Source organism: Pseudomarimonas salicorniae, from assembly GCF_023156535.1.
GTDB classification, from domain to species: domain Bacteria; phylum Pseudomonadota; class Gammaproteobacteria; order Xanthomonadales; family Xanthomonadaceae; genus Pseudomarimonas; species Pseudomarimonas salicorniae.
Window position 1 is genome coordinate 240229 of record NZ_JALNMH010000003.1, and the last position, 18547, is coordinate 258775.

The following is an 18547-nucleotide window of genomic DNA, read 5'->3' on the forward strand; positions in this document are numbered from 1 at the left end:
CGACCGCGCACCGGGTGGACCCACGCAGACGTACATCGGTGCGACGCAGCAGCCACAATGTGCGCGGCCCGTTCAGGATGTAGCGCGCAACCATTCGCCGCGGTGACCGCATCAAACGATAGGTCCACTCAAGCCCGGTTCGCTGCATCCACTTCGGTGCCCGCGTCTCGACGCCGGTAAGGAAATCAATCGAAGCGCCAATGCAGAACGTCATTCCGCGCGCCCGGCCGCGCCGCTTGAGGCAGCACGCCAGAAATTCCTGCTGCGGCGACCCCACCGCCAGCAGACAGAAGCGGAAAGGGCTGTTCGCTTCAATGAAGCGCAAACACGCACGGACTGCCTTCGGATCCTTGATAAAGCCCATCGGCGGATTGAAGTGCTTGAGTCCTTGCAATCCGTGCCTGGTACACAACCGTGCGGCCTGGGCCTCGCTGCCGCCGATCATGACCACCTTGTCGCGTGGCTGGATGACGCGGTCGAACAGCTCTGCCGTCAGATCACTACCCGGGCACACCGGCAGCTTCAACCCCCGGCTGGCGCTCAGCAGCCGGGCCAGGAATCGGCTGTCGAGCAGCGTGTAGTCGGCCTCGGCGTAGGCGGCACGAAAACCCTCATCGCCATGCAGTCGACGCAGGTGGTCGGCATTCGGGGTCACGACATAGGCAAACGATTGATCCCCGTAGTTGGCTGCCAGGCGGGCGAAGCTCTCAAGGTCATGGTCGTCGATGACGAAAGGCAACGCCTCGTGGTGGGTGTCACTGGAGTGTGAGGTCCCCGGGCGCAATCCTCTGGACAATCGCTGCATGGCGATCCCTGGCATGCTCAGCATGGTCGTTATCCAGCGCGGCACCAGCACGGACAACAATCTGCCGCCGCCGGAAACCTCAGTGCCCCCGGGGGATGCATCCGACCCGACCGTTGCCTCGGGACACAGGCCGATTCGAACCGAAATCGACATCAGGCGATGCACCAGCGCCTGGATCCGAGACTGCGCCGAGCTTGGCAAGGTCAACACGACCCAATCCAGCGCCTGCGACTTGCCGAGTTCGACCAGGTCCGCAATCGATCCGGTCGGCGGGTAGGCACAGGCACTTCCGCGGGCACCCCGATCGTCAAATACGCCAACGATCCTGATGCAACGGCCACGTGCCTTGCCCATCTGCTGAATCCAGGCATCGGCCGCCGGCCCACTGCCGACGACGGCAACCGATACCGAGAAGTTCTTGGCGTGCTCCAGCCGACGCAGCGTCGCCAACAGCTGCCAACGCACCGTAGCGGTCAGGACAAGCGTGCTGAGCAGCCATAGTCCCAGCCAGGGCCCGGGCAGCTGGCGCAGCGATGGGCTGGCGTAGCCAATCGCCAACACCACGGCGATAAGGATGGCGAATCGAATCAGGTGACATCGCACGAGTGCCCTGCTGTCGCCGCTGCTGGCGAAGTCGACGAATGCCCGGTCACACAAGAGCAAGGGCGACAGCAGGGCGGCACCAAAGGCCGCTCTCCATCCGTCAGAGGCCCATGTCGACCACGGCGCAAGATCGGGAGACCAGTAGCTGTAGGCCACTGTACTGATCAGCGCTGCCAGCAGGACGGTAGCGACATCCACCGCGGGCAGGAGGTCGCCCACCAAGGCGACGCGTTCGCGACCGGACAGAGATCGAATGGGTTTCAGGTTGTCACCAAGCGCGGCATCCATGTCGTTCAGGATGCACCCACCGCCCTCCAGGTTCCGTTCGATGCGGTACTGGGTACGGGCCTGCACTGAGTGCGGTATCGCCTACTGCGCGTGGGCATAGGCCATCGCCTACGCCGGCGACTGATGTCCGACCGGATTCGCTCATGATGGTCGATGGAAACGAGCTCTTGCGCCGCACGACACCCGACAAGCGAAATCAGCCTGACTCCTGGATCGGTCAGAGCTCGAAACGAAGCACGATGTCCAAGCCGACCGCGTAGCCGCTGAAGCGAAACAATGCCTGATTGGCGGTTCGCCACTGATAGCCCACATACGGGCGCAACAGCAGCCAACGTCGCGCACGCCAGGTCACCGTCAGCTTGAACTGCTGAAGCACGTCACGTCTTGCCTCATCTGACGGGAGCACACCGTTGCTGCCATAGTCACTTCCGGTCACCTGATAGGACGCATCAATGCTCGACTTGTCAGTCAGCTGCCAACGCAGTGCGCCATCCAGGCCAACCTCCACTACACCCTCCGAATCGGCCGTGTTGCTTCGCAGGCGCCGGAAAGCGATCAATGTCAGCGCAGTCTTTCCGCTGATCTCGCGTTGATAGCCCAGGCTGCCGATCACCGCTGATTGACTGGACCCGGTGCCTGCGCCCTCTTTTCTGCGGGTGTAACCCAGCGCCGCATCGATCTGCATCAATCCAGGCACGGTCCGTGCTGCCATCAGCGACCAGGACAGCTGCTCGAAACTCGGTGCCGCCATCTGACCGGTATATCCTCCGCCAATGGATTCCAGCAGAAGCCCCGCATTGACGAGGTCGTCCACGTGATACCGGAGCCCCAGCCGTGAAGTTTCTTCTTCCAGCTGAAACCGCGGGAACTCCGGCAAGGGCGACCGCAGTTGCCTCGATTCGAATGCCGTCTCCAACCGCCATCGCGGTGACACGGCCAGGTTCAGTGCCGCGCCTGCCGTGCGCTCGGTTTCGAGCGTCAACTCTGTGATGACGCGATCGAGGAACGAGGCCATCCTGCGCTCCCGACGATAGTCCATCGCTCCATCAAGCAGGCTGCCGCGGCGCCAGTCGAAAGCCAGCTCGTACAGGTACTCGCTGTGGTCAAGCTCAGTCATTTCCTGATACTTGATGTGGCGCTGTTCAAGCGTGGAATGCAGGCGCTGCTGACCGATCAGCCATTCGAGCTCAGCCCCGACAATCCCCTTGAGCACGAGAGCGCCAACTGCGGTGTTGCCGTCCTCGCCACGCTTTGGCAGGTCGAACACGTTGGAGTCGTACTCGATCCGTGTCGCCACGTAGGGTGTAGCCTGAAACTGGGCCCGGGTCACCGACGACCAGCTCAGCGCGGCAGCCATAGCCAGCGTGAGGAAGACGGGTCCTGTCAACCGCGCGCGATACGGGTGTCCTCGAATTGCCTTCTCCGCGCGATGCCAGACGCTGGACAGAGCGCCGCCGTTCGGTGCCTTGAAGCGGCCCTCAGGAGACCTGTTCATGTCGCGGGGAGGACAACTGCGCTCATCGGTTCAGCTCCAGGCGAGGCTAGAACGCATTGGTGGGGCGAAGCACGGCGGACACGGTGCGCAACAGCACTTTGAGGTCCATCGCCAGCGACCAGTGATCGATGTAGAAAAGATCCAGCTCGACGCGACGACGCAGCTGCTGCGTCGTGTCGGTCGCCCCGCGCGCCCCGTTGACCTGCGCCCATCCGGTGATGCCAGGCCTGACCCGGTGCCGATGCGGATAGCTGTCGATGATCTCCGAGCCAAGCAGCTCGGCGGTACGCATGTTCACCGCATGCGGGCGTGGCCCGACCAGCGACATCTGCCCCCGCAGCACGTTGAACAGCTGGGGAAGTTCATCCAGGCTCCATTTGCGGATGAATCGGCCCACCGCCGTGACACGCAGATCACCGCGAACCGTCTGCTGCAGCGGCGCGCTGCCTGAGTCGCAATCGACCCGCATGCTGCGGAACTTGTAGATGTCGAACTCGCTGTTGCAGTAGCCGTGCCGACGCTGTTTGAACAGAATCGGTCCGGGGCTCTCGAGTCGGATCGCCATCGCGACGACCAGCAGAACAGGCGACAGCAGCAGCGTGATCAGCGCACCCAGAACATAGTCCGAACTCATCTTAATCGCCGCGCTCCAGCGCCTGATCGGACGCTCGGCGAGAAGCAGGACGCCATCCCGGTCATCGCGGCGTTGCGGTGGGGCGGTCGATTGAAGTCGCGTGCCACTGCCATCGGTCCGCTCGGGCTGCGGCTGCACGCTCTCACCCAGCGGCAAGGCGCGTAGTTGCCGGGCCAATGCCACGCGACTCAGGCTGGTGAGCGCCAGCACGGAGATCAGCCAAGGCCAGAACAGACCGAGAGGCAGCGCTTCGAGCCAGCGGCCGGCATAGGCTATCCCCGCTGCAAGGGCGACAAAGGTCATCAAACGAAGGACATGACCTCGCACCAGCCCGAACCAATCGCCACGTGCGGCGATGTCGATGAAGTCCCGGTCATAGAGAATGAACGGCGCCATCAGACACAGGATCCAGGACAAACGGACAAGCGCCTCCGCATCGCTCGTCGCCCAGCTGGCGTAACTGAGCTGAGCGAGTAGCCCGACGGACAACACGGAGCAGAAGTCGACGAGCGGCAACACATCGCCACCCCTGCTCCCGAGCGCCGACAGCCAGTCGGTATCAGGCGCGGCACCGGGTGAGCGTGGCTGGACGGAGGCAGGGATCATGTCGGCAGGCTAGTCAGCGCTGCCGGACAGGTCTGTACGCTGACGTACCCACCTGGGAGAGCGCCGGGAGGATGCGATGCCTCGGTGTTTCATCGTACCGACGCGGGCGTGCTGCAGCGCTATACCTGTCGTTTGATCATGGACCTGGCGCGGCCGATGACACCAACGGTTCCCTCCCCGACGACGCCGATCGCCAGCGATGCCGTGGCCGCCCTCACCCGCAATACCGGCGACCCGAGGGGGCCGGCGACCATATCTGCGAAGGGCAAGCCTCTGCGCGTGCTGCTGGTGACCACCCTGCGCTGGCCGCTCTCGGCACGACTCGCCTTGGCATTTGATGAGCTGGGCTGCAAGGTTCAGGCGTGGTGCCCGTCCGATCACCCGTTGTCCACCACTGCCGTTGTGGAGCGGCTGCATCGCGCTCCGGCGATGCTCGGACGACTGCGATCACTGCGCCGCGCGATCGCCGCGTCAAGCGCCGACCTCCTGCTGCCCTGCGACGATGCCGCCACGGCGGCGCTTGCCCAACTGTATCGGCGCCTGGGCGATCAGGTCGAGCACGAGCCAGTGCGCAGGCTGATCGCACGCTCGTTGGGCACACCGCCGGCGGCCTCGCAGGCCAGCGATCGCGGCGCCTTGCTGGCGCTGGCCGCCGCGCAGGGGGTGCGGGTCCCCGAACAGGCGACCTTGGATACGGAATCTTCGCTGCAGTCCTGGGGCGGGCGACATGGCTTCCCCGCGGTGCTCAAAGCGGATGGCAGTTGGGGGGGACAGGGCGTTGCAGTGGTCAACAGCGCTGCCGAGGCGAGCGCTGCGTTCCGCACACTCAGCCGGCCGCGCTTCCTGCCAGCCCTCAGGCATTGGCTGCTGCGTCGGAACGTCTCCCACCTTCAGGATTGGATCCTCGGCGTTCGGCCGCAGATCACCATCCAGCAGTTCATTGCTGGCGTGCCGGCCAATCGGGCCGTTGCCTGCCGTCAGGGCACGGTTCTGGCCGGCATCAGCGCCATGGCAGCCCAAACGGCTGGAGCGACGGGACCGGCCACCGTCGTCCGCATCATGGATCACACCGGCATGAATGAGAGTACCCGCCGCGTGGTCCGCGGGCTGGGGCTGTCGGGACTGTGCGGTCTGGACTTCGTGATCGAGGCGGCCACCGGTCTCGACTATCTGATCGAGCTCAATCCGCGTGCCACACCGACCTGCCATCTACCGCTCGGCAGCCGCGGCGACCTGCCCGCTGCGCTCTGCAGCTGGCTCGGTGGCACGCCTATGCCAACGAGAGCAGACTCGATCTGCAACCCGCAGATCGCCCTGTTCCCGGGAGAATGTCTCAGAGACCCGCACAGCCCCCATCTGGCCACCGCGCATCACGATGTGCCCTGGTCGACACCGGCACTGGTTCGCGATGGCCTCGATCTTCCCTGGAATGAACGTGGCGTTCTGGCCCGCCTGCGCGCCCGGATCCGACGCGCTCGACCCGCCACCATTCGGCGCGAGTCCGGCGACGGCAGCCCTACCGTAAGCTGAACATGCACAGACGCCTCGAACATCACCTAGGGAGACTCTGAACAAGTCCAGCGCCCCGCGCCGGAGGTTGTGCAGCCGGCCAGCAAGGCGCGCGTCGCAGGGCGTGGTGGTGCCACGGCCAAGACGCGCAACGCAGCTGGATGGCTGCACAATCCCGGCCCGGAGGGTTGCCACGGTGTGCGCTCGCACCTGCGTTGGCCACCTTGAACGTGGCACCACCACGTCCTTCGGCGTCCGCCTTGGTGCGAACGCACACCGCGGCAACGCGGGGCACAGGACTTATTCAGAGGCTCCCTAGGAGACTGGTGATCGCGCGATCGACTCGTTGGGTGTTGGCCGCGCCTCGGGGAGAAGCCGGTCGGTTTCATCCTTGACCACCTGATAGCACTCGCAGCAAAGCGCCTCGAGCTTGGGACGATCCAGGATCGTGATTCGTCCCCGGCTGTACTCGATTACTTCGAGCTTCTGCAGCTTGCCCGCCGCTTCGGTGACTCCTTCGCGACGGACGCCCAGCATGTTCGCAATCAACTCCTGCGTCATCGACAGACGGTTGCTTGGCAAGCGATCCAACGAAAGCAGCAGCCAGCGACACAACTGCTGGTCGATCGTGTGATGACGATTGCACACGGCCGTCTGAGCCATCTGGGTGATCAGTGCCTGGGTGTATCGCAGCAGAATCAGCATCATCTCGGAGTGTTGATCGAACTCGGACTTGAGGCAGCTCACCGGCAGCCGAAACCCTTGACCACCACTCTGAACGACCGCACGGCTGGGCGTGCTGCCACCGCCCATGAACACCGATACTCCCACCACGCCCTCGTTGCCCACCACGGAAATTTCCGCAGATGCACCGTTCTCCATCACGTACAGAAGGGAGACGATGGCGTCAGTGGGGAAATACACGTACCGCATCGCTTCGCCAGCTTCGTACAGCACCTTTCCTAAGGGCAACTCCACCAGGCAGAGGCTTTTCTCCAGACGCGCGCACACGTCAGGTGGCATCGCGGCCAGAAGCTTGTTGTGTTGGCGCAAAACGGAAGCATTCATATCGCCCTCCAACGGATCAGTGGCTGAAGAAGACGCAGACAGAGCAACTGTCTTCACACCGGGGGCTGATGTCGGTACGAAAGCGTACATAGCATTGCCCGCTCAACGGACTCATCGGGTGATCGCCCGGTCAGCTCTTCGACCAAGACTATCCCGGCGAGTGGGTGCGCCAGCGAACAGCCGCTGGATAGAAGTCGGCTTACGCTGACCCTCCGCAAACTCCCTACCCACTACTGCCGGCGCGAGCCCATGTCCAACTTCCTTCTGCCTGCTGAGAATCAAATACTCAATGCGATGCCTTCCGAGGTGCGTTCTCGGGTTTGGCCCGAGATGGAGCTGGTTGAACTCGAGCTTGGCCAGGTGATCTACGAACGCGGCGACCAGCTGGAGGGGGTGTACTTCCCGATCAATTCGATCGTCTCCTTGCTTTACGTCATGAGGACAGGTGCATCCGCTGAGATATCGGTAGTGGGCCACGAGGGCCTGGTTGGCATTCCGATCTTCATGGGCGGTGCCAGCACACCGAGTCGGGCCGTTGTGCAGAGTGCGGGCCTCGCCTATCGGCTGCCCAGCGCCCTGGCCCGAATCGAGTTCGAACGGTATGGCACCCTGATGGCATTGACGCTGATGTACACGCAGGCTCTGATCACCCAGATGGCGCAGACGGCGGTGTGCAACCGACACCACACGATCGCTCAGCAACTATGTCGCTGGCTGTTGCTGTCCCTTGATCGATTGCCCGGCAATCAACTGATCATGACCCAGGGACTGATCGCGAACATGCTTGGGGTTCGCCGCGAGGGCGTGACGGAGGCGGCGCGCAAGCTGCAGAAGCTGAAAGTCATCACCTACAGCCGCGGACGTATCGTCGTGCTGGATCGCCCAAGGCTGGAAGCCTTGAGCTGCGAGTGCTATCGCGTGGTCAAGAAGGAGACCGACCGGCTGCTTCCGCGCGATGGCATGTCGCAAGAACAGAATCCCACGCTCCTTCGGCGATACGCTCCGCCGCCCGCTGCCTCGCCACGGCACCTGTCCGTCAGGGCCTAGAAGATCCCTGCCGCCTGGCCCACCCTGCGTGTGGGGCTCGCAAGTCTGAAGGCACCGTTCACGGCCCTACAGACTCGCTCTGGCACGGGTTGTGAGGTGCCTACGGTGTGCGTGCTAACCCACCGACGGTGAAACGTCTTGGCGGCATGCTGGGGGTAACTTCTCGATGGCCATAGCCCCGTGTCGCAGGTCAACTGGAATGGCGATGGCAGCTCGTGTCAACCAGGCGCCAGCCAGTCACCCGAGGTCACCTCTTCGCCGGCCGCGCAGCCGCACTCCCCGTACTCCCCGCCCTTCTCCGCATCTGAAGTGGAGCGTTTTCGTTCGGACGGGTATCTGGTCGCACGCGGCAGCTGCGCGCCAGCCGAGCTGCAGGAGATCCGTGCCGTGCTGGAGCAGCTGTTCTCGCAGAGCGCGGGGCGCGACGAGGGCAATCAGCTCGACATGCTCAGTCTCGACATCGATCAACGCAGTCCGGTTCAGCCCCAGCTGGTGAAACCCAGCCTGTACGCACCCTCACTCCTACGCACGAAGCACTTCCATCGGATACAGGCGATGGCTCAGCAGCTGTTGGGCGGGGACGCCAAGTTCTGCTTCGATCACTGCATTCTCAAACCCGCGAACAGCGTCGCCGCCACCCCGTGGCACCAGGACGAAGCCCACAATCAGGATCCGCACTACCGTCATGACCAGATCAGCTTCTGGATTGCCCTGCAGGACGTATCGGAAGACAACGGCTGCATGCGCTACCTACCGGGATCGAATCATGGACCGGTGCTGCCGCATTGTTCGCCCAATGATGACCCGAGGATTCATGCCCTGGAATGCCCCACGACTCATTTTGACGAGCACGCTGCGGTCACGGCTCCATTGCGGGCCGGGGTCTGTGTGCTCCACGACGGATTGACCCTGCATTCCGCGCTGCCCAATCGATCCAGCATGGATCGCCTGGCCTACATCCTGGTGTTCCGCGGGCCGCCACTGAAGCGAGAGAAGCCAGTGAAGGTGGTCTGGCTTGAGTCCAAGCGGACATCCAGTCTGCAGCGACAACGCCGCTGGCGCTATCGCGGTGGTTTCGCGGTACTGCTCCTGCGCAGGGCACGACGCATGCTGAGCACACTTCGGCAAGTTCTGTTCCGCCTGATCGGCGTCTAGCAACGGGCCACAACGTATCTGGCTGGATCTCGGGCGCGGCAGCCAACGGCTGAACATCGCCAGCGGCCCTGAGCTCTCTGCGCTGCCACACAACCTGACCAGACCCCGGTCGCAGCTCGACGCCTGTCGGTGCCTCGCCGCAACGATGAACTGGCGTGTGTGCGCGGCCGAACAGATAGTCCCACCCACAAGTACGAGTATCGATGGGACATCCACAGTCCGAGGCAACCGAATGTCTGCGCTTGCGTTGGAGCTGCCCTTCGCCCAGCGGGCGAGCTTTGGGAAAAGGACCGTATTGGGTAGTCACCGACTGGCGGAGCATGAGCTGTTCACGGACGCGGCACTGATCGATCTGCTGGACCGCTTTCCGCGCGAACATCTTTACGCATTCAGTACCGGAACGGACCCGACACGCGTCGACCAGAACCAGGCCGCCCGCCACGACGGCGTCAGCGGCTCGGATCTGTTGAGAGCAGTCCGCAAAGGCAGGCTATGGCTGAACGTGACGCGGGTGGATCGGGCCGACAGGAACTACCGTCGTCTGATCGATGATCTCTACCTTTCACTCAGCACACAGATACCCGGATTCTTGCCGAGATCAAGTCAAGGCACCCTGTTGATCTCTTCACCGGGCGCCCATGTCTACTACCACGCCGATGGACCGGCTTCGACACTCTGGCATATTCGCGGCAGAAAACGCCTGTGGATCTACCCAGAGCTGGATCCGCGCTACATGCAACGCGAACTGTTGGAAGACATTTTCGCTGGCGTACGACACGAGTATCTGCCCTACCAGGCCGACTATGACGAGGAGGCCCAGGTCCATGAGCTGCAACCAGGACAGTGGATCTGCTGGCCACAGAATGCGCCTCATCGGCTCTGCAATCATGATTCGTTGAATGTTTCTCTTTCCACCGAGCATTTCACCGCGGCGAGCCGGCGTCGCTTCCAGCTGTATATCGCCAACCGGTTCTTTCGCACCCGCCTGGGCGTTCGGAATCTATCGCTGCGCGAGGACGGCGTGATCGCGCTGGGCAAGACCTGGGTTCAACGTGCCGCTCACCGCCTCGGGCTGAATCCTTTGCAGTTCAGGCGACATGTTCCCACGCTTCGTGTGGCCGCGGACGCACCGGGAGGCGTCGTCGCGCTCGACGCCAAGGTCTGATGGAAGTCCGATGTTTCCACCGCCTGCAACAGGCGCAGCCATTCCAGCAGGCGATGAATGCCTTGAATCTTTCGGCGGCGCGCCCGGATCCGTTCTCGACCTTCGAGTTCTATCAGAACTATCTGCGCAATGGCCAGCTGTTCGGGGCGGGTGACCGCTTGTGGCTACTGCTGGTATTCAGTGGCGATGTGTTGATGGGCCACATCGCGCTGAAGTGGCGCCGGCACAGGGTTCTCGGCATGCAGGCGGCGAAGCTGGAGCTGCTGACCGCGCATCACGCGGATCGACCCGGGCTGATCTCGCGCCCCCAACACGCGCCATTGGTCAGCGGGGCCATCTACGCCTATCTGCTGAGTCGAAGACAGGAATGGGGATTGCTGGAGTTTGGCGAACAGGACGCTGCCTCAGCGCTACTGCATCCGCCGACGGAGGCCAGCTCAGGGGAGTTCCGTCACCAGCTCTGGCCCACCATGGCCAATGGCACCGTACAGATACGCTGGAAGTCCATCGCCCGCTACTTCGCCGACCTGTCCAAGAAGTCGCGCTCCAATGTCAGCCGCCAGATGCGAAACCTGCTCGCTGCGGGCGATGTGCAGGTCTTGACCATCTGCGACCCGCGATCCCTGGCGGCTGCGTTTGATGCGTATCGAAGCATCGAGCCACACAGTTGGAAGGCGCGGACAGAAGCTGTCATCGGCTGCGCGCAGCAATCGGTCGACTATTTCCGGGGACTGATGGAACCCGAACAGCCGATGCAGATATCGATTCAGCTGCTGTTTCTTGACGGTGAGCCAATTGCCGGCCTGATCAGCGGAGCCTTCGATCAGAGTCTGTATGCCTTGCACATCGTCTACGACGACCGCCACGCCCGACTCGCGCCCGGCTCAGCCATCCTGCTGATGGGCATGCGACATGCGATTGAGGGCGGGTATCAGCGATTCAACCTGTTGCGCGGCTTTGACTATTACAAGTTGCGCTGGCTCGCCGACATGCGAGGGACACAAAGCCTGCAGATCTATCGCAGGGTTTCCCCGTTTCACTGGCGACGCATACTGGGCGACACGAGGCGCCGATGGGCAGAACGCTGGTTCGGACCCGCAGACACCGGCCAAGCCCGGATGAATCCGGTACGGCACACGCGCCTCGGTATCGAGAAGGTGTCCTGCGACAGCGCCTGCGTCCAACTGGCCTACCGTACGCACCGCGAACGCTTTGCAGCGTTGGTATGCGGGGCGCGGGGCGGTGGCGGCGAACTGCTGTCGGCAGCGCAGCTTGACGAAGCGCTCCCGTTCGCTACTTCAAGGCGGCCCAGCTTGTCGGGTCGGTGTCCGCGCTAGGGAGCCTCTGAATAAGTCCCGTGCCCCGCGTTGCCACGGTGCGCGTTCGCACCAAGGCGGACGCCGCGGGACGTGGTGGTGCCACGTTCAAGGTGGCCAACGCGGGTGGGGGCGCACACCGTGGCAACCCTTCGGGCCGGGATTGTGCAGCCATCCAGCTGTGTTGCGCGTCTTGGCTGTGGCACCACCACGGCCTGCGACGCCCGCCTTGCTGGCCGGCTGCACAACCTCCGGCGCGGGGCGCTGGACTTGTTCAGAGTCTCCCTAGTCGATCAGGACCTGCCTGGAGATCTTATGCAGGTCGCCGATCCTCGCGAGGACAGGCCGGTTCGAAGCATCGCTTCAGACTGACCCGGCGCGGATGAAGGGTGATTCGACGACCGGGTCGTCCTGTAGGGGGCCATTTCCTGGATGACCGTCGATCACGAGACGGCTCCCCGGAAAAGCCCGTAGTCCCAGAGCGGCCCGTCATGCTGCCCACGCCAGCGTATCCAGCGACATCGACCTCGCCCCTCGAGCGCGCTGTCGCACAGACCCGGCGTTGCTCCTCGACCATTCTCGAATGCGTGGTCGCCCGCCCGCCGCCGCGCGACATTCCCAACAGCGGGTATGCATCGGAGAACACCATGAACTACACGCAGCGTGACCCACTGGGCACGTACAAGGCCCCGTTCAATCCGCCGCTCGGACCCAGCACACGTCAAGGCCCCGGCCCTGAGCTGATGGGTGCCGACACGCTGATCGGCAACAGCGTCTTCAACGGCAGCGATGAGGACATCGGCTCGATCAAGGAGATCATGCTCGACATGCGCTCCGGCCGGATCGGCTACGCGGTGCTGTCCTTCGGCGGCCTCCTCGGCATGGGCACCAAGCTGTTCGCCGTGCCCTGGGATGCGCTGAGCCTCGATGTCGAGAACAAGCGGTTCAGTCTCGACGTGGACAAGGAGCGGCTCAAGGCGGCGCCCGGTTTCGATGCGGACCATTGGCCGAACATGGCCAACCCGGACTGGGCCGAGGGCATCCACCGCTACTACGGCATTGAACCGGTCTCCTCGGATCGCCCGATCTGACCCGTTCAGGGCGCGGGAAACCGTTCAACGCCCTGACCCCAGACTCCCGCCCGCCCCGGCAGCAGCCCTGCCCAGGAGGGCGCCCCGTTTCCCAAGCGTCGGAGTACATCATGCGTACCACACCGAAACTGCTATCCGTTGCCATCATCGCCCTGGTGACGCTGGGTGCCTGCCAGAAGAGTTCCACTGCGGTCGACGAGGACGTCGCCGATGCGCGGCAGGACGCCGCGGAGGAGAGCCTGACCGCACGCAAGGATGCCGAAGCCGCCCGCAAGAAAGCCGCCGCGGACCTCGCCAGCGCGCGGCGCGACGGCGCTGAGGAGAATATCGACACCCGCCGACAGGTGGCTGCCGCAGAGTCCGACGCGATGGAGGACAAGGCCGAGCGCGACTACGACGTGGCGACCACCGATGCCGAGGGACGGCACCAGGTCGCGATGGAGCGCTGTGAGAAGCTCAAGGGCGCCGAACTGGACGCCTGCCGAAGCGCCGCCGATGCAGCCCAGGCGGTCGCGCTGGCCAAGGCGGTGGCCGAGCGTGATGCCCGACTGGTAGCCGCCAACAACAATCGCTGATCCACCCCGTGGGGCGCTTCCTCAATCGCGTTGTCAGCCAGTCGGTCTTCGGGCCGACTGGCCTTCATCGGTCCGCACGCGTCGAGAGGAGGCCGTCCTGGCCACGCAGGGGTGCGGACAGGCACCAGCTGGCACACAGAACCAGGCCCCCGTCGCTCTGAAGGCCTCACGCCTCCCATGTCTGGCAGGAAAACGTTCTGCACCACCACTTTGGCACGCTGATCCAGACCCAGTCCCGTTATGGAGAAGACGATGAAGATCCAGATCAACACCGATGCCCACATCAGCGGGAAGGAAGCGTTGGCCGAGCATATGAGCGGCATCATCGAGGACGCTCTTGAACACGTCAGCGAACATATCACCCGCGTGGAAGTGCATCTGAGCGACGAGAACGGCACCAAGTCCGGACACCAGGATAAACGTTGCATGCTTGAGGCTCGCATCGAGGGCCGGAGCCCGCTTGCGGTGACTGAGCAGGCCGCGACGCTGGAACAATCGGTGCAGGGCGCCGCAGGGAAGCTGGCGCGTTTGCTGGAAAGCAGGATTGGGCGGGGCCACGAGCGGCGCGCAGGATCACCGCGCTCGCGGGCGAGGCCGTCGCCTCCTCCGAACGCCGCTTGAGCGAACCGCGTGTCGGCTGAACGCCGGTTGGTGCGTTTGCCACACTGGCCCGACAGCACTTCTAACCCTCTACGTTGCGGCAGGCGGGCCGGCTGGCGTCCGGGTGCAACGGAGAATCGGGTTCGACCGCGAGGGTGCCCACGCTGTCCCAGTGGTCCGCTCGGCACCTGCGCGCGCACGTCGTCAGATCAGACGCGTAGAGGAGAGCCACTTGAAGACTTTGCTGATGACCTATTGGAGCCGATTTCGATCGAGCTTCTGGTTCGTGCCGTCGATCATGGCGTGCGTGGCGATCGGGCTGGCTTTTTCTGCGGTCGAGCTCGACAGGACTGTTGATGGCGGCGGGCTGCAGTTCCCGGGATGGGCCTACTCGGGAGGTGCCGAGGGGGCCAGCCTTCTGCTGGGCACGGTAGCCGGCTCCATGATTGCCATCGCCGGCACCGTGTTCTCGATGACGCTCGTCGCGCTGTCTCTCGCGTCCTCCCAGCTGGGCCCGCGCCTGCTTCGCAATTTCATGCGGAATACGGTCAATCAGGTGGTGTTGGGAACCTTTGTGGCCACCTTCATGTATTGCCTGCTGGTGCTGCGCACCATCCGACGCGGCAGCGAGCTTGGCTTCGTGCCGCATTTTTCGGTCAGTCTTGGCGTGCTGCTCGCGATCGTCAGCGTCGGCGTGCTGATCTACTTTATCCATCACATTTCGGTGTCGATCCAGGCCGACCAGGTGGTGGCACGCGTCGGCAAGGAACTCAACGAAGGGATCGAGCGCCTGTTTCCCGGCGGAGCCGGCACGGCCGGCCCGCCCCACCCCTCCGTGCCGCTCGAGGAATGCCTGCCTGCCTCCTTTGCATCTGAGGCGTGGCCCCTGCGCGCCCTGAAAGATGGCTACCTTCAGATGATCGACGACGAGGCACTGATGGAGCTGGCCTGCAAGGAGGAATTGCTGCTACGGCTCGAAAGCCGGCCCGGGCATTACCTGACCCAAGGGCGGGCCATGGCCATGGTCTGGCCGCGGGATCGCGTCATCCCGCGCCTGCAAGAGAAGATCAACGCCGCCTTTGTGCTCGGCGACCAGCGCACCGCCAACCAGGACATCGCATTCTCATTCAATCAACTGGTCGAGATGGCAGTGCGCGCACTATCGCCCGGAATCAATGATCATTTCACGGCGATCGCCTGCGTCGATCGGTTGGAATCGGCATTGTGCCGCCTGGCTCGATGCGACATGCCATTAGCGCTTCGATTCGATACCCACGGCAACCTGCGGCTCGTGGCCCCGCAAACGTCATTCCACGGCATCGTGGACCTGGCGTTCAATCAAATCAGGCAAAGCGCGCGGTCGACCCCGGCGGTAGCCGTTCGCCTGCTTGATGCGATCGCTCAGATCGCCAGTCGCGTGCAACGCGAGCCGGACGCAGCCTGTCTACAGCGCCACGTCGAGATGATCGGCAGAGGTGCTCGGTCCGCCGTGCCGGAAGCGGACGACCTTGCCGTCGTCGAGGCAAGCGCGGCGACAGCGATGCAAGTTCTGTCGGCAGTTCTCGACCCGAGTGGCCAGGGAACGGGTCAGCATCACGATGCATCGGCCATGCCAGTCAACGTCGGCCCTACACGGCCAACGCGAGCCGAGCGGATCCCGATCTAGGGAACCTCTGAACAAGTCGACCTGACTGTGGTCTCATGACCGCACCCCGGAATCCTTATCTTCCCATGAAGCAGATGAGCTTCGGCGACGCCGAATACGCAGCCAAGAAGAAGCGCACCCGGCGCGAAATCTTCCTCGCCGAGATGGAGCAGGTCGTGCCCTGGCATGCACTGCTGCAGGAGATCGAACCGGTCTACCCGGTGGCAGGACGCGGCCGACGGCCGTATCCGGTCCAGACGATGCTGCGCATCCACCTGATGCAGAACTGGTTTGGACTGAGCGATCCGGCCATGGAAGAAGCTATGTACGAGATCGTCTCGATGCGGCGGTTTGCCGGGCTGTCCATGCGCGATTCGATTCCGGACGAGACCACGATTCTCAACTTCCGGCGGCTGATCGAAACAAACGACCTGGCGCCGCGCATCTTCGAGCGCATCAATGCCCACCTGACCCGCAAGGGCTTGCTGCTGAAGCGCGGAACGATTGTCGACGCCACGATCATTTCTGCGCCCAGCTCGACGAAGAACGCAGAGGGCGAGCGCGATCCGGAGATGCACCAGACGAAAAAGGGCAACCAGTGGTGCTTCGGCATGGAGGCACACGTCGGCGTCGATGCGGAGAGCGGCCTGGTGCATACGGTGCAGACCACGCCGCCCAACGCGGCCGACATCGAGGTCGCTCAGGATCTGCTGCACCGCAAGGAAGAGAAGGTCTGGGCCGACTCTGCCTACACCGGCGCCGACAGGCGCATGAAGCCACGCCACCCCAGAAAGAAGCATCCGCCGTAACGGCACATCGCCGCCAAGCCCAGCCGTGTTGCAGCAATGCCCGACGGAGAAGAGAAGGAATCCAGCTTGGAACGCGGAAAATCCGCAAGCAGATGAGAATCGCTCTTAACACCAAGGCGCCGCGATGAAGACGGCCGCCCTGCTATCCACTTATTCAGACCTTCCTCAGCGGATTGTTCAAGCCGATGTGAATCGCCCAGAGACTCAAGCCGGTTTTGGGTCAGCCTCACCGGTCGTTCCGCCAGTGTCCAGTTCCGGACAGGGTTTCGTAGCAAGTCCTGGGGCAGCCTCGCCGGGTCAATCCCGAGTGTCCAATTCCGGGTGGTGACGAAAGCGAAGAATGGGTCGGTTGCAGCCGGTCAGCAGCTCATCGGAACTGGGCAGTCGGCCTGCCAGTCATGGGGAGCTGGGCCCGCCAAGCCGGTCATGCGCGATGGCGAGGGGCGGTCGATCTTCTGGCCATACCCACGCGGCGGCAGTCAGGTGTGCAAACTGTGCTTATTTCGTGCATCGCATTGCACTTTTATGCACAACCGAGCCGCTGCAGCCCGCAGAAATGGTGCCCCCGGCGCGATTCGAACGCACGACCTTCCCCTTAGGAGGGGGACGCTCTATCCAGCTGAGCTACGGGGGCAGGGCGCGGATTGTCACACAGGCCGCCCCGCGGGGTCACCGTGGCACGCTGGCGGGATGGCGCCGAGTGCGCGATCTTGTAGCCGGCAAGGCCCCACGGAGCGAGCGCCGATGAACGAGCCGACTGCGTCCCCTGCCGACTGCGCCGATCGCGTCCGGCGGATCCTGGAATGGGCCGGTGCCGAGCCGGCGCTGCAGGTCCGCTTTCGCCAGCAGCTGGCGAAAGAGACCGGCTGGAATCTGGCAACCTGCGATCGCGCCATCACCGAATACCTGCGCTTCTGCGCGGTGGCTACCCGTCTTGGCGGGCGGGCAGTGCCAAGCCGCGATGTCGACCGCGTCTGGCATCTGCACCTGACCTGGTCGCGCGACTACTGGCTGTCCTTCTGCCCCGAGCGCCTGGGTTTCTCCCTGCACCACCAGCCCTCGATGGGCCGGCCGGGCGAGCGCGAGGCGCTGCGGCTGGCCTATGCGGAGACCCTGCACGCCTATTGCGAGCTGTTCGGCGACCCCGATCCGGTCTGGTGGCCGGCCTGGCGTGGCGCGGCGCCCACCGCGCCCAGGCTTCGGGCATCTGCCCGCTGGGGCTGGGCGCTGCTGCTGCCGGCCGGGCTGGCCGGCGCCGTGGCGCTGGGGCCGCTGGACTGGAAAGGCCCCGATTTCCTGCAGCTCTACCTGCTTCTGATGGCACTCTGCCTCGCCGGCTCCCTGGGATGGCGGCTCTGGCACCGGGGCACGGCATCTACCGCCACGTCGGAATCGATCGAACCTTCGGTCTGGCAGGTCGCCTACCTCAGCGCCGGTCCTCGGGGCGTTGTCGATGCCGCGGCGGCGGATCTGCACGAGCAGGGCATGCTGGACTGGAACCCGGACACCAGACAGCTGGTGCGACGGAGCGGCGAGCTGCCCGCGGACCCGCTGCAGCGCGCCCTGCTGCCCCACCTGTCCGGTCCACCCCGACGACTCACCCTGGCCGACAAGTCTGGCGCCATCCGCGGGATCCGCGATCAGCTGGTACGCGGCGGCTGGTGGCTGGCACCGGAGCACGCGCGGCGCATCGCACTGTTCAGCGCCCTGCCCTGGTGGCTGCTTTCCGGCTTCGGCGTGCTGAAGATCGCGATCGGTCTCGAGCGCGAGCGGCCGGTCGCCTTCCTCGTCGTGCTGGTCATCCTCTCGCTGGTGCTGGCCCTGATCTTCCACTTCGTCCGGCCCGGACGCAGCGCCGCGGGCAGGCGCTTGCTGCAGACGCTCCGAGGCCGCCACGCCGTGATGCTGCGCGCGCCGCGCAAGGGGCAACTGGGCCTTGCCGTGGCCCTGGCCGGTACCAGCGTGCTGGCCGGTACCGCCTTCGCCGACTACCATACCCTGCGCCACCCGCCCTCCAGCGGCGATGGCGGAGGCGATTCCGGCGGCTCGGACGGTGATTCCGGCGGCGGCGGATCAGGATGCGGGGGCTGCGGCGGCGGCGACTGAGTGGCCGCGCGGCGGAACGCCGCGATGCAG

13 protein-coding genes, 1 tRNA gene and 2 pseudogenes are annotated in these 18547 nt (G+C 64.2%); 11 read left to right on the plus strand and 5 right to left on the minus strand.

The features are described 5' to 3' along the window. Positions 1 to 91: 91 nt before the first annotated feature. From M0G41_RS05320 to M0G41_RS05330, 3 genes and pseudogenes are all read right to left on the minus strand, one after another. Positions 92 to 1696, minus strand: a pseudogene (locus tag M0G41_RS05320) (WecB/TagA/CpsF family glycosyltransferase); the annotation flags it as partial. A gap of 217 nt (positions 1697 to 1913) precedes the next feature. Further along, a complete protein-coding gene (locus tag M0G41_RS05325; RefSeq protein WP_248206127.1) occupies positions 1914 to 3191 on the minus strand; it encodes a hypothetical protein in 1278 nt (425 codons plus the stop codon). A gap of 46 nt (positions 3192 to 3237) precedes the next feature. Then, positions 3238 to 4431, minus strand: a complete 1194-nt coding sequence (locus M0G41_RS05330; RefSeq protein ID WP_248206129.1) for an exopolysaccharide biosynthesis polyprenyl glycosylphosphotransferase — start codon at positions 4429 to 4431, stop codon at positions 3238 to 3240. Between the two features lie 84 nt (positions 4432 to 4515). Between M0G41_RS05330 and M0G41_RS05335 the strand changes: the two genes are divergently transcribed. Continuing rightward, on the plus strand, positions 4516 to 5961 hold the full coding sequence (locus tag M0G41_RS05335; RefSeq protein WP_248206132.1) for an ATP-grasp domain-containing protein: 1446 nt from the start codon (positions 4516 to 4518) through the stop codon (positions 5959 to 5961). 294 nt (positions 5962 to 6255) lie between these two features. Here the strand turns inward: M0G41_RS05335 and M0G41_RS05340 are convergent, their stop codons facing one another. Next, the gene (locus tag M0G41_RS05340; protein WP_248206137.1) at positions 6256 to 7008 is read right to left on the minus strand and encodes a Crp/Fnr family transcriptional regulator; all 753 of its coding nucleotides are present in this window, start codon (positions 7006 to 7008) and stop codon (positions 6256 to 6258) included. A 249-nt stretch (positions 7009 to 7257) separates the two neighbouring features. Between M0G41_RS05340 and M0G41_RS05345 the strand changes: the two genes are divergently transcribed. The 9 genes and pseudogenes from M0G41_RS05345 to M0G41_RS05385 all read left to right on the plus strand — a co-directional run. Continuing rightward, positions 7258 to 8055 carry a Crp/Fnr family transcriptional regulator gene (locus M0G41_RS05345; protein ID WP_248206140.1) on the plus strand — a complete coding sequence of 266 codons (798 nt, stop codon included), beginning with the start codon at positions 7258 to 7260 and terminating at the stop codon, positions 8053 to 8055. 180 nt (positions 8056 to 8235) lie between these two features. Continuing rightward, positions 8236 to 9210 carry a phytanoyl-CoA dioxygenase family protein gene (locus M0G41_RS05350; protein ID WP_248206142.1) on the plus strand — a complete coding sequence of 325 codons (975 nt, stop codon included), beginning with the start codon at positions 8236 to 8238 and terminating at the stop codon, positions 9208 to 9210. 232 nt (positions 9211 to 9442) lie between these two features. Further along, positions 9443 to 10375, plus strand: a complete 933-nt coding sequence (locus tag M0G41_RS05355; RefSeq protein ID WP_248206149.1) for a hypothetical protein — start codon at positions 9443 to 9445, stop codon at positions 10373 to 10375. Beyond that, the gene (locus M0G41_RS05360; protein WP_248206153.1) at positions 10375 to 11712 is read left to right on the plus strand and encodes a GNAT family N-acetyltransferase; all 1338 of its coding nucleotides are present in this window, start codon (positions 10375 to 10377) and stop codon (positions 11710 to 11712) included. The genes M0G41_RS05355 and M0G41_RS05360 overlap by 1 nt, the downstream gene beginning before the upstream one ends. A gap of 626 nt (positions 11713 to 12338) precedes the next feature. Continuing rightward, positions 12339 to 12782, plus strand: coding sequence for a PRC-barrel domain-containing protein (locus M0G41_RS05365; protein ID WP_248206158.1), 444 nt, complete (start codon positions 12339 to 12341; stop codon positions 12780 to 12782). A 110-nt stretch (positions 12783 to 12892) separates the two neighbouring features. Continuing rightward, the gene (locus M0G41_RS05370; protein WP_248206161.1) at positions 12893 to 13357 is read left to right on the plus strand and encodes a hypothetical protein; all 465 of its coding nucleotides are present in this window, start codon (positions 12893 to 12895) and stop codon (positions 13355 to 13357) included. A gap of 252 nt (positions 13358 to 13609) precedes the next feature. Further along, on the plus strand, positions 13610 to 13978 hold the full coding sequence (locus M0G41_RS05375) for an HPF/RaiA family ribosome-associated protein (RefSeq protein WP_248206165.1): 369 nt from the start codon (positions 13610 to 13612) through the stop codon (positions 13976 to 13978). A gap of 211 nt (positions 13979 to 14189) precedes the next feature. Further along, entirely contained in the window at positions 14190 to 15623 is a 1434-nt protein-coding gene (locus M0G41_RS05380; protein ID WP_248206167.1) for a DUF2254 domain-containing protein, read from the plus strand. A gap of 65 nt (positions 15624 to 15688) precedes the next feature. Then, positions 15689 to 16372 (plus strand): annotated as a pseudogene (locus M0G41_RS05385) (IS5 family transposase); the annotation flags it as partial. 596 nt (positions 16373 to 16968) lie between these two features. Here M0G41_RS05385 and M0G41_RS05390 read toward each other — a convergent pair. Continuing rightward, positions 16969 to 17045 (minus strand) — tRNA-Arg (locus tag M0G41_RS05390). A gap of 110 nt (positions 17046 to 17155) precedes the next feature. On the opposite strand from M0G41_RS05390, the gene M0G41_RS05395 reads away from it, so the two are divergent. Continuing rightward, entirely contained in the window at positions 17156 to 18517 is a 1362-nt protein-coding gene (locus M0G41_RS05395; RefSeq protein ID WP_248206170.1) for a TIGR04222 domain-containing membrane protein, read from the plus strand. Positions 18518 to 18547 lie beyond the last annotated feature (30 nt).

What these genes read in the sequence shown, in the direction of transcription:
- M0G41_RS05360 (WP_248206153.1), top strand. Translation starts at nt 10,375, where the DNA reads ATGGAAGTCCGATGTTTCCACCGCCTGCAACAGGCGCAGCCATTCCAG.
- M0G41_RS05355 (WP_248206149.1), top strand. Translation starts at nt 9,443, where the DNA reads ATGTCTGCGCTTGCGTTGGAGCTGCCCTTCGCCCAGCGGGCGAGCTTT.
- M0G41_RS05375 (WP_248206165.1), top strand. Translation starts at nt 13,610, where the DNA reads ATGAAGATCCAGATCAACACCGATGCCCACATCAGCGGGAAGGAAGCG.
- M0G41_RS05395 (WP_248206170.1), top strand. Translation starts at nt 17,156, where the DNA reads ATGAACGAGCCGACTGCGTCCCCTGCCGACTGCGCCGATCGCGTCCGG.
- M0G41_RS05345 (WP_248206140.1), top strand. Translation starts at nt 7,258, where the DNA reads ATGTCCAACTTCCTTCTGCCTGCTGAGAATCAAATACTCAATGCGATG.
- M0G41_RS05340 (WP_248206137.1), bottom strand. Translation starts at nt 7,008, where the DNA reads ATGAATGCTTCCGTTTTGCGCCAACACAACAAGCTTCTGGCCGCGATG.
- M0G41_RS05370 (WP_248206161.1), top strand. Translation starts at nt 12,893, where the DNA reads ATGCGTACCACACCGAAACTGCTATCCGTTGCCATCATCGCCCTGGTG.
- M0G41_RS05330 (WP_248206129.1), bottom strand. Translation starts at nt 4,431, where the DNA reads ATGATCCCTGCCTCCGTCCAGCCACGCTCACCCGGTGCCGCGCCTGAT.
- M0G41_RS05365 (WP_248206158.1), top strand. Translation starts at nt 12,339, where the DNA reads ATGAACTACACGCAGCGTGACCCACTGGGCACGTACAAGGCCCCGTTC.
- M0G41_RS05325 (WP_248206127.1), bottom strand. Translation starts at nt 3,191, where the DNA reads ATGAACAGGTCTCCTGAGGGCCGCTTCAAGGCACCGAACGGCGGCGCT.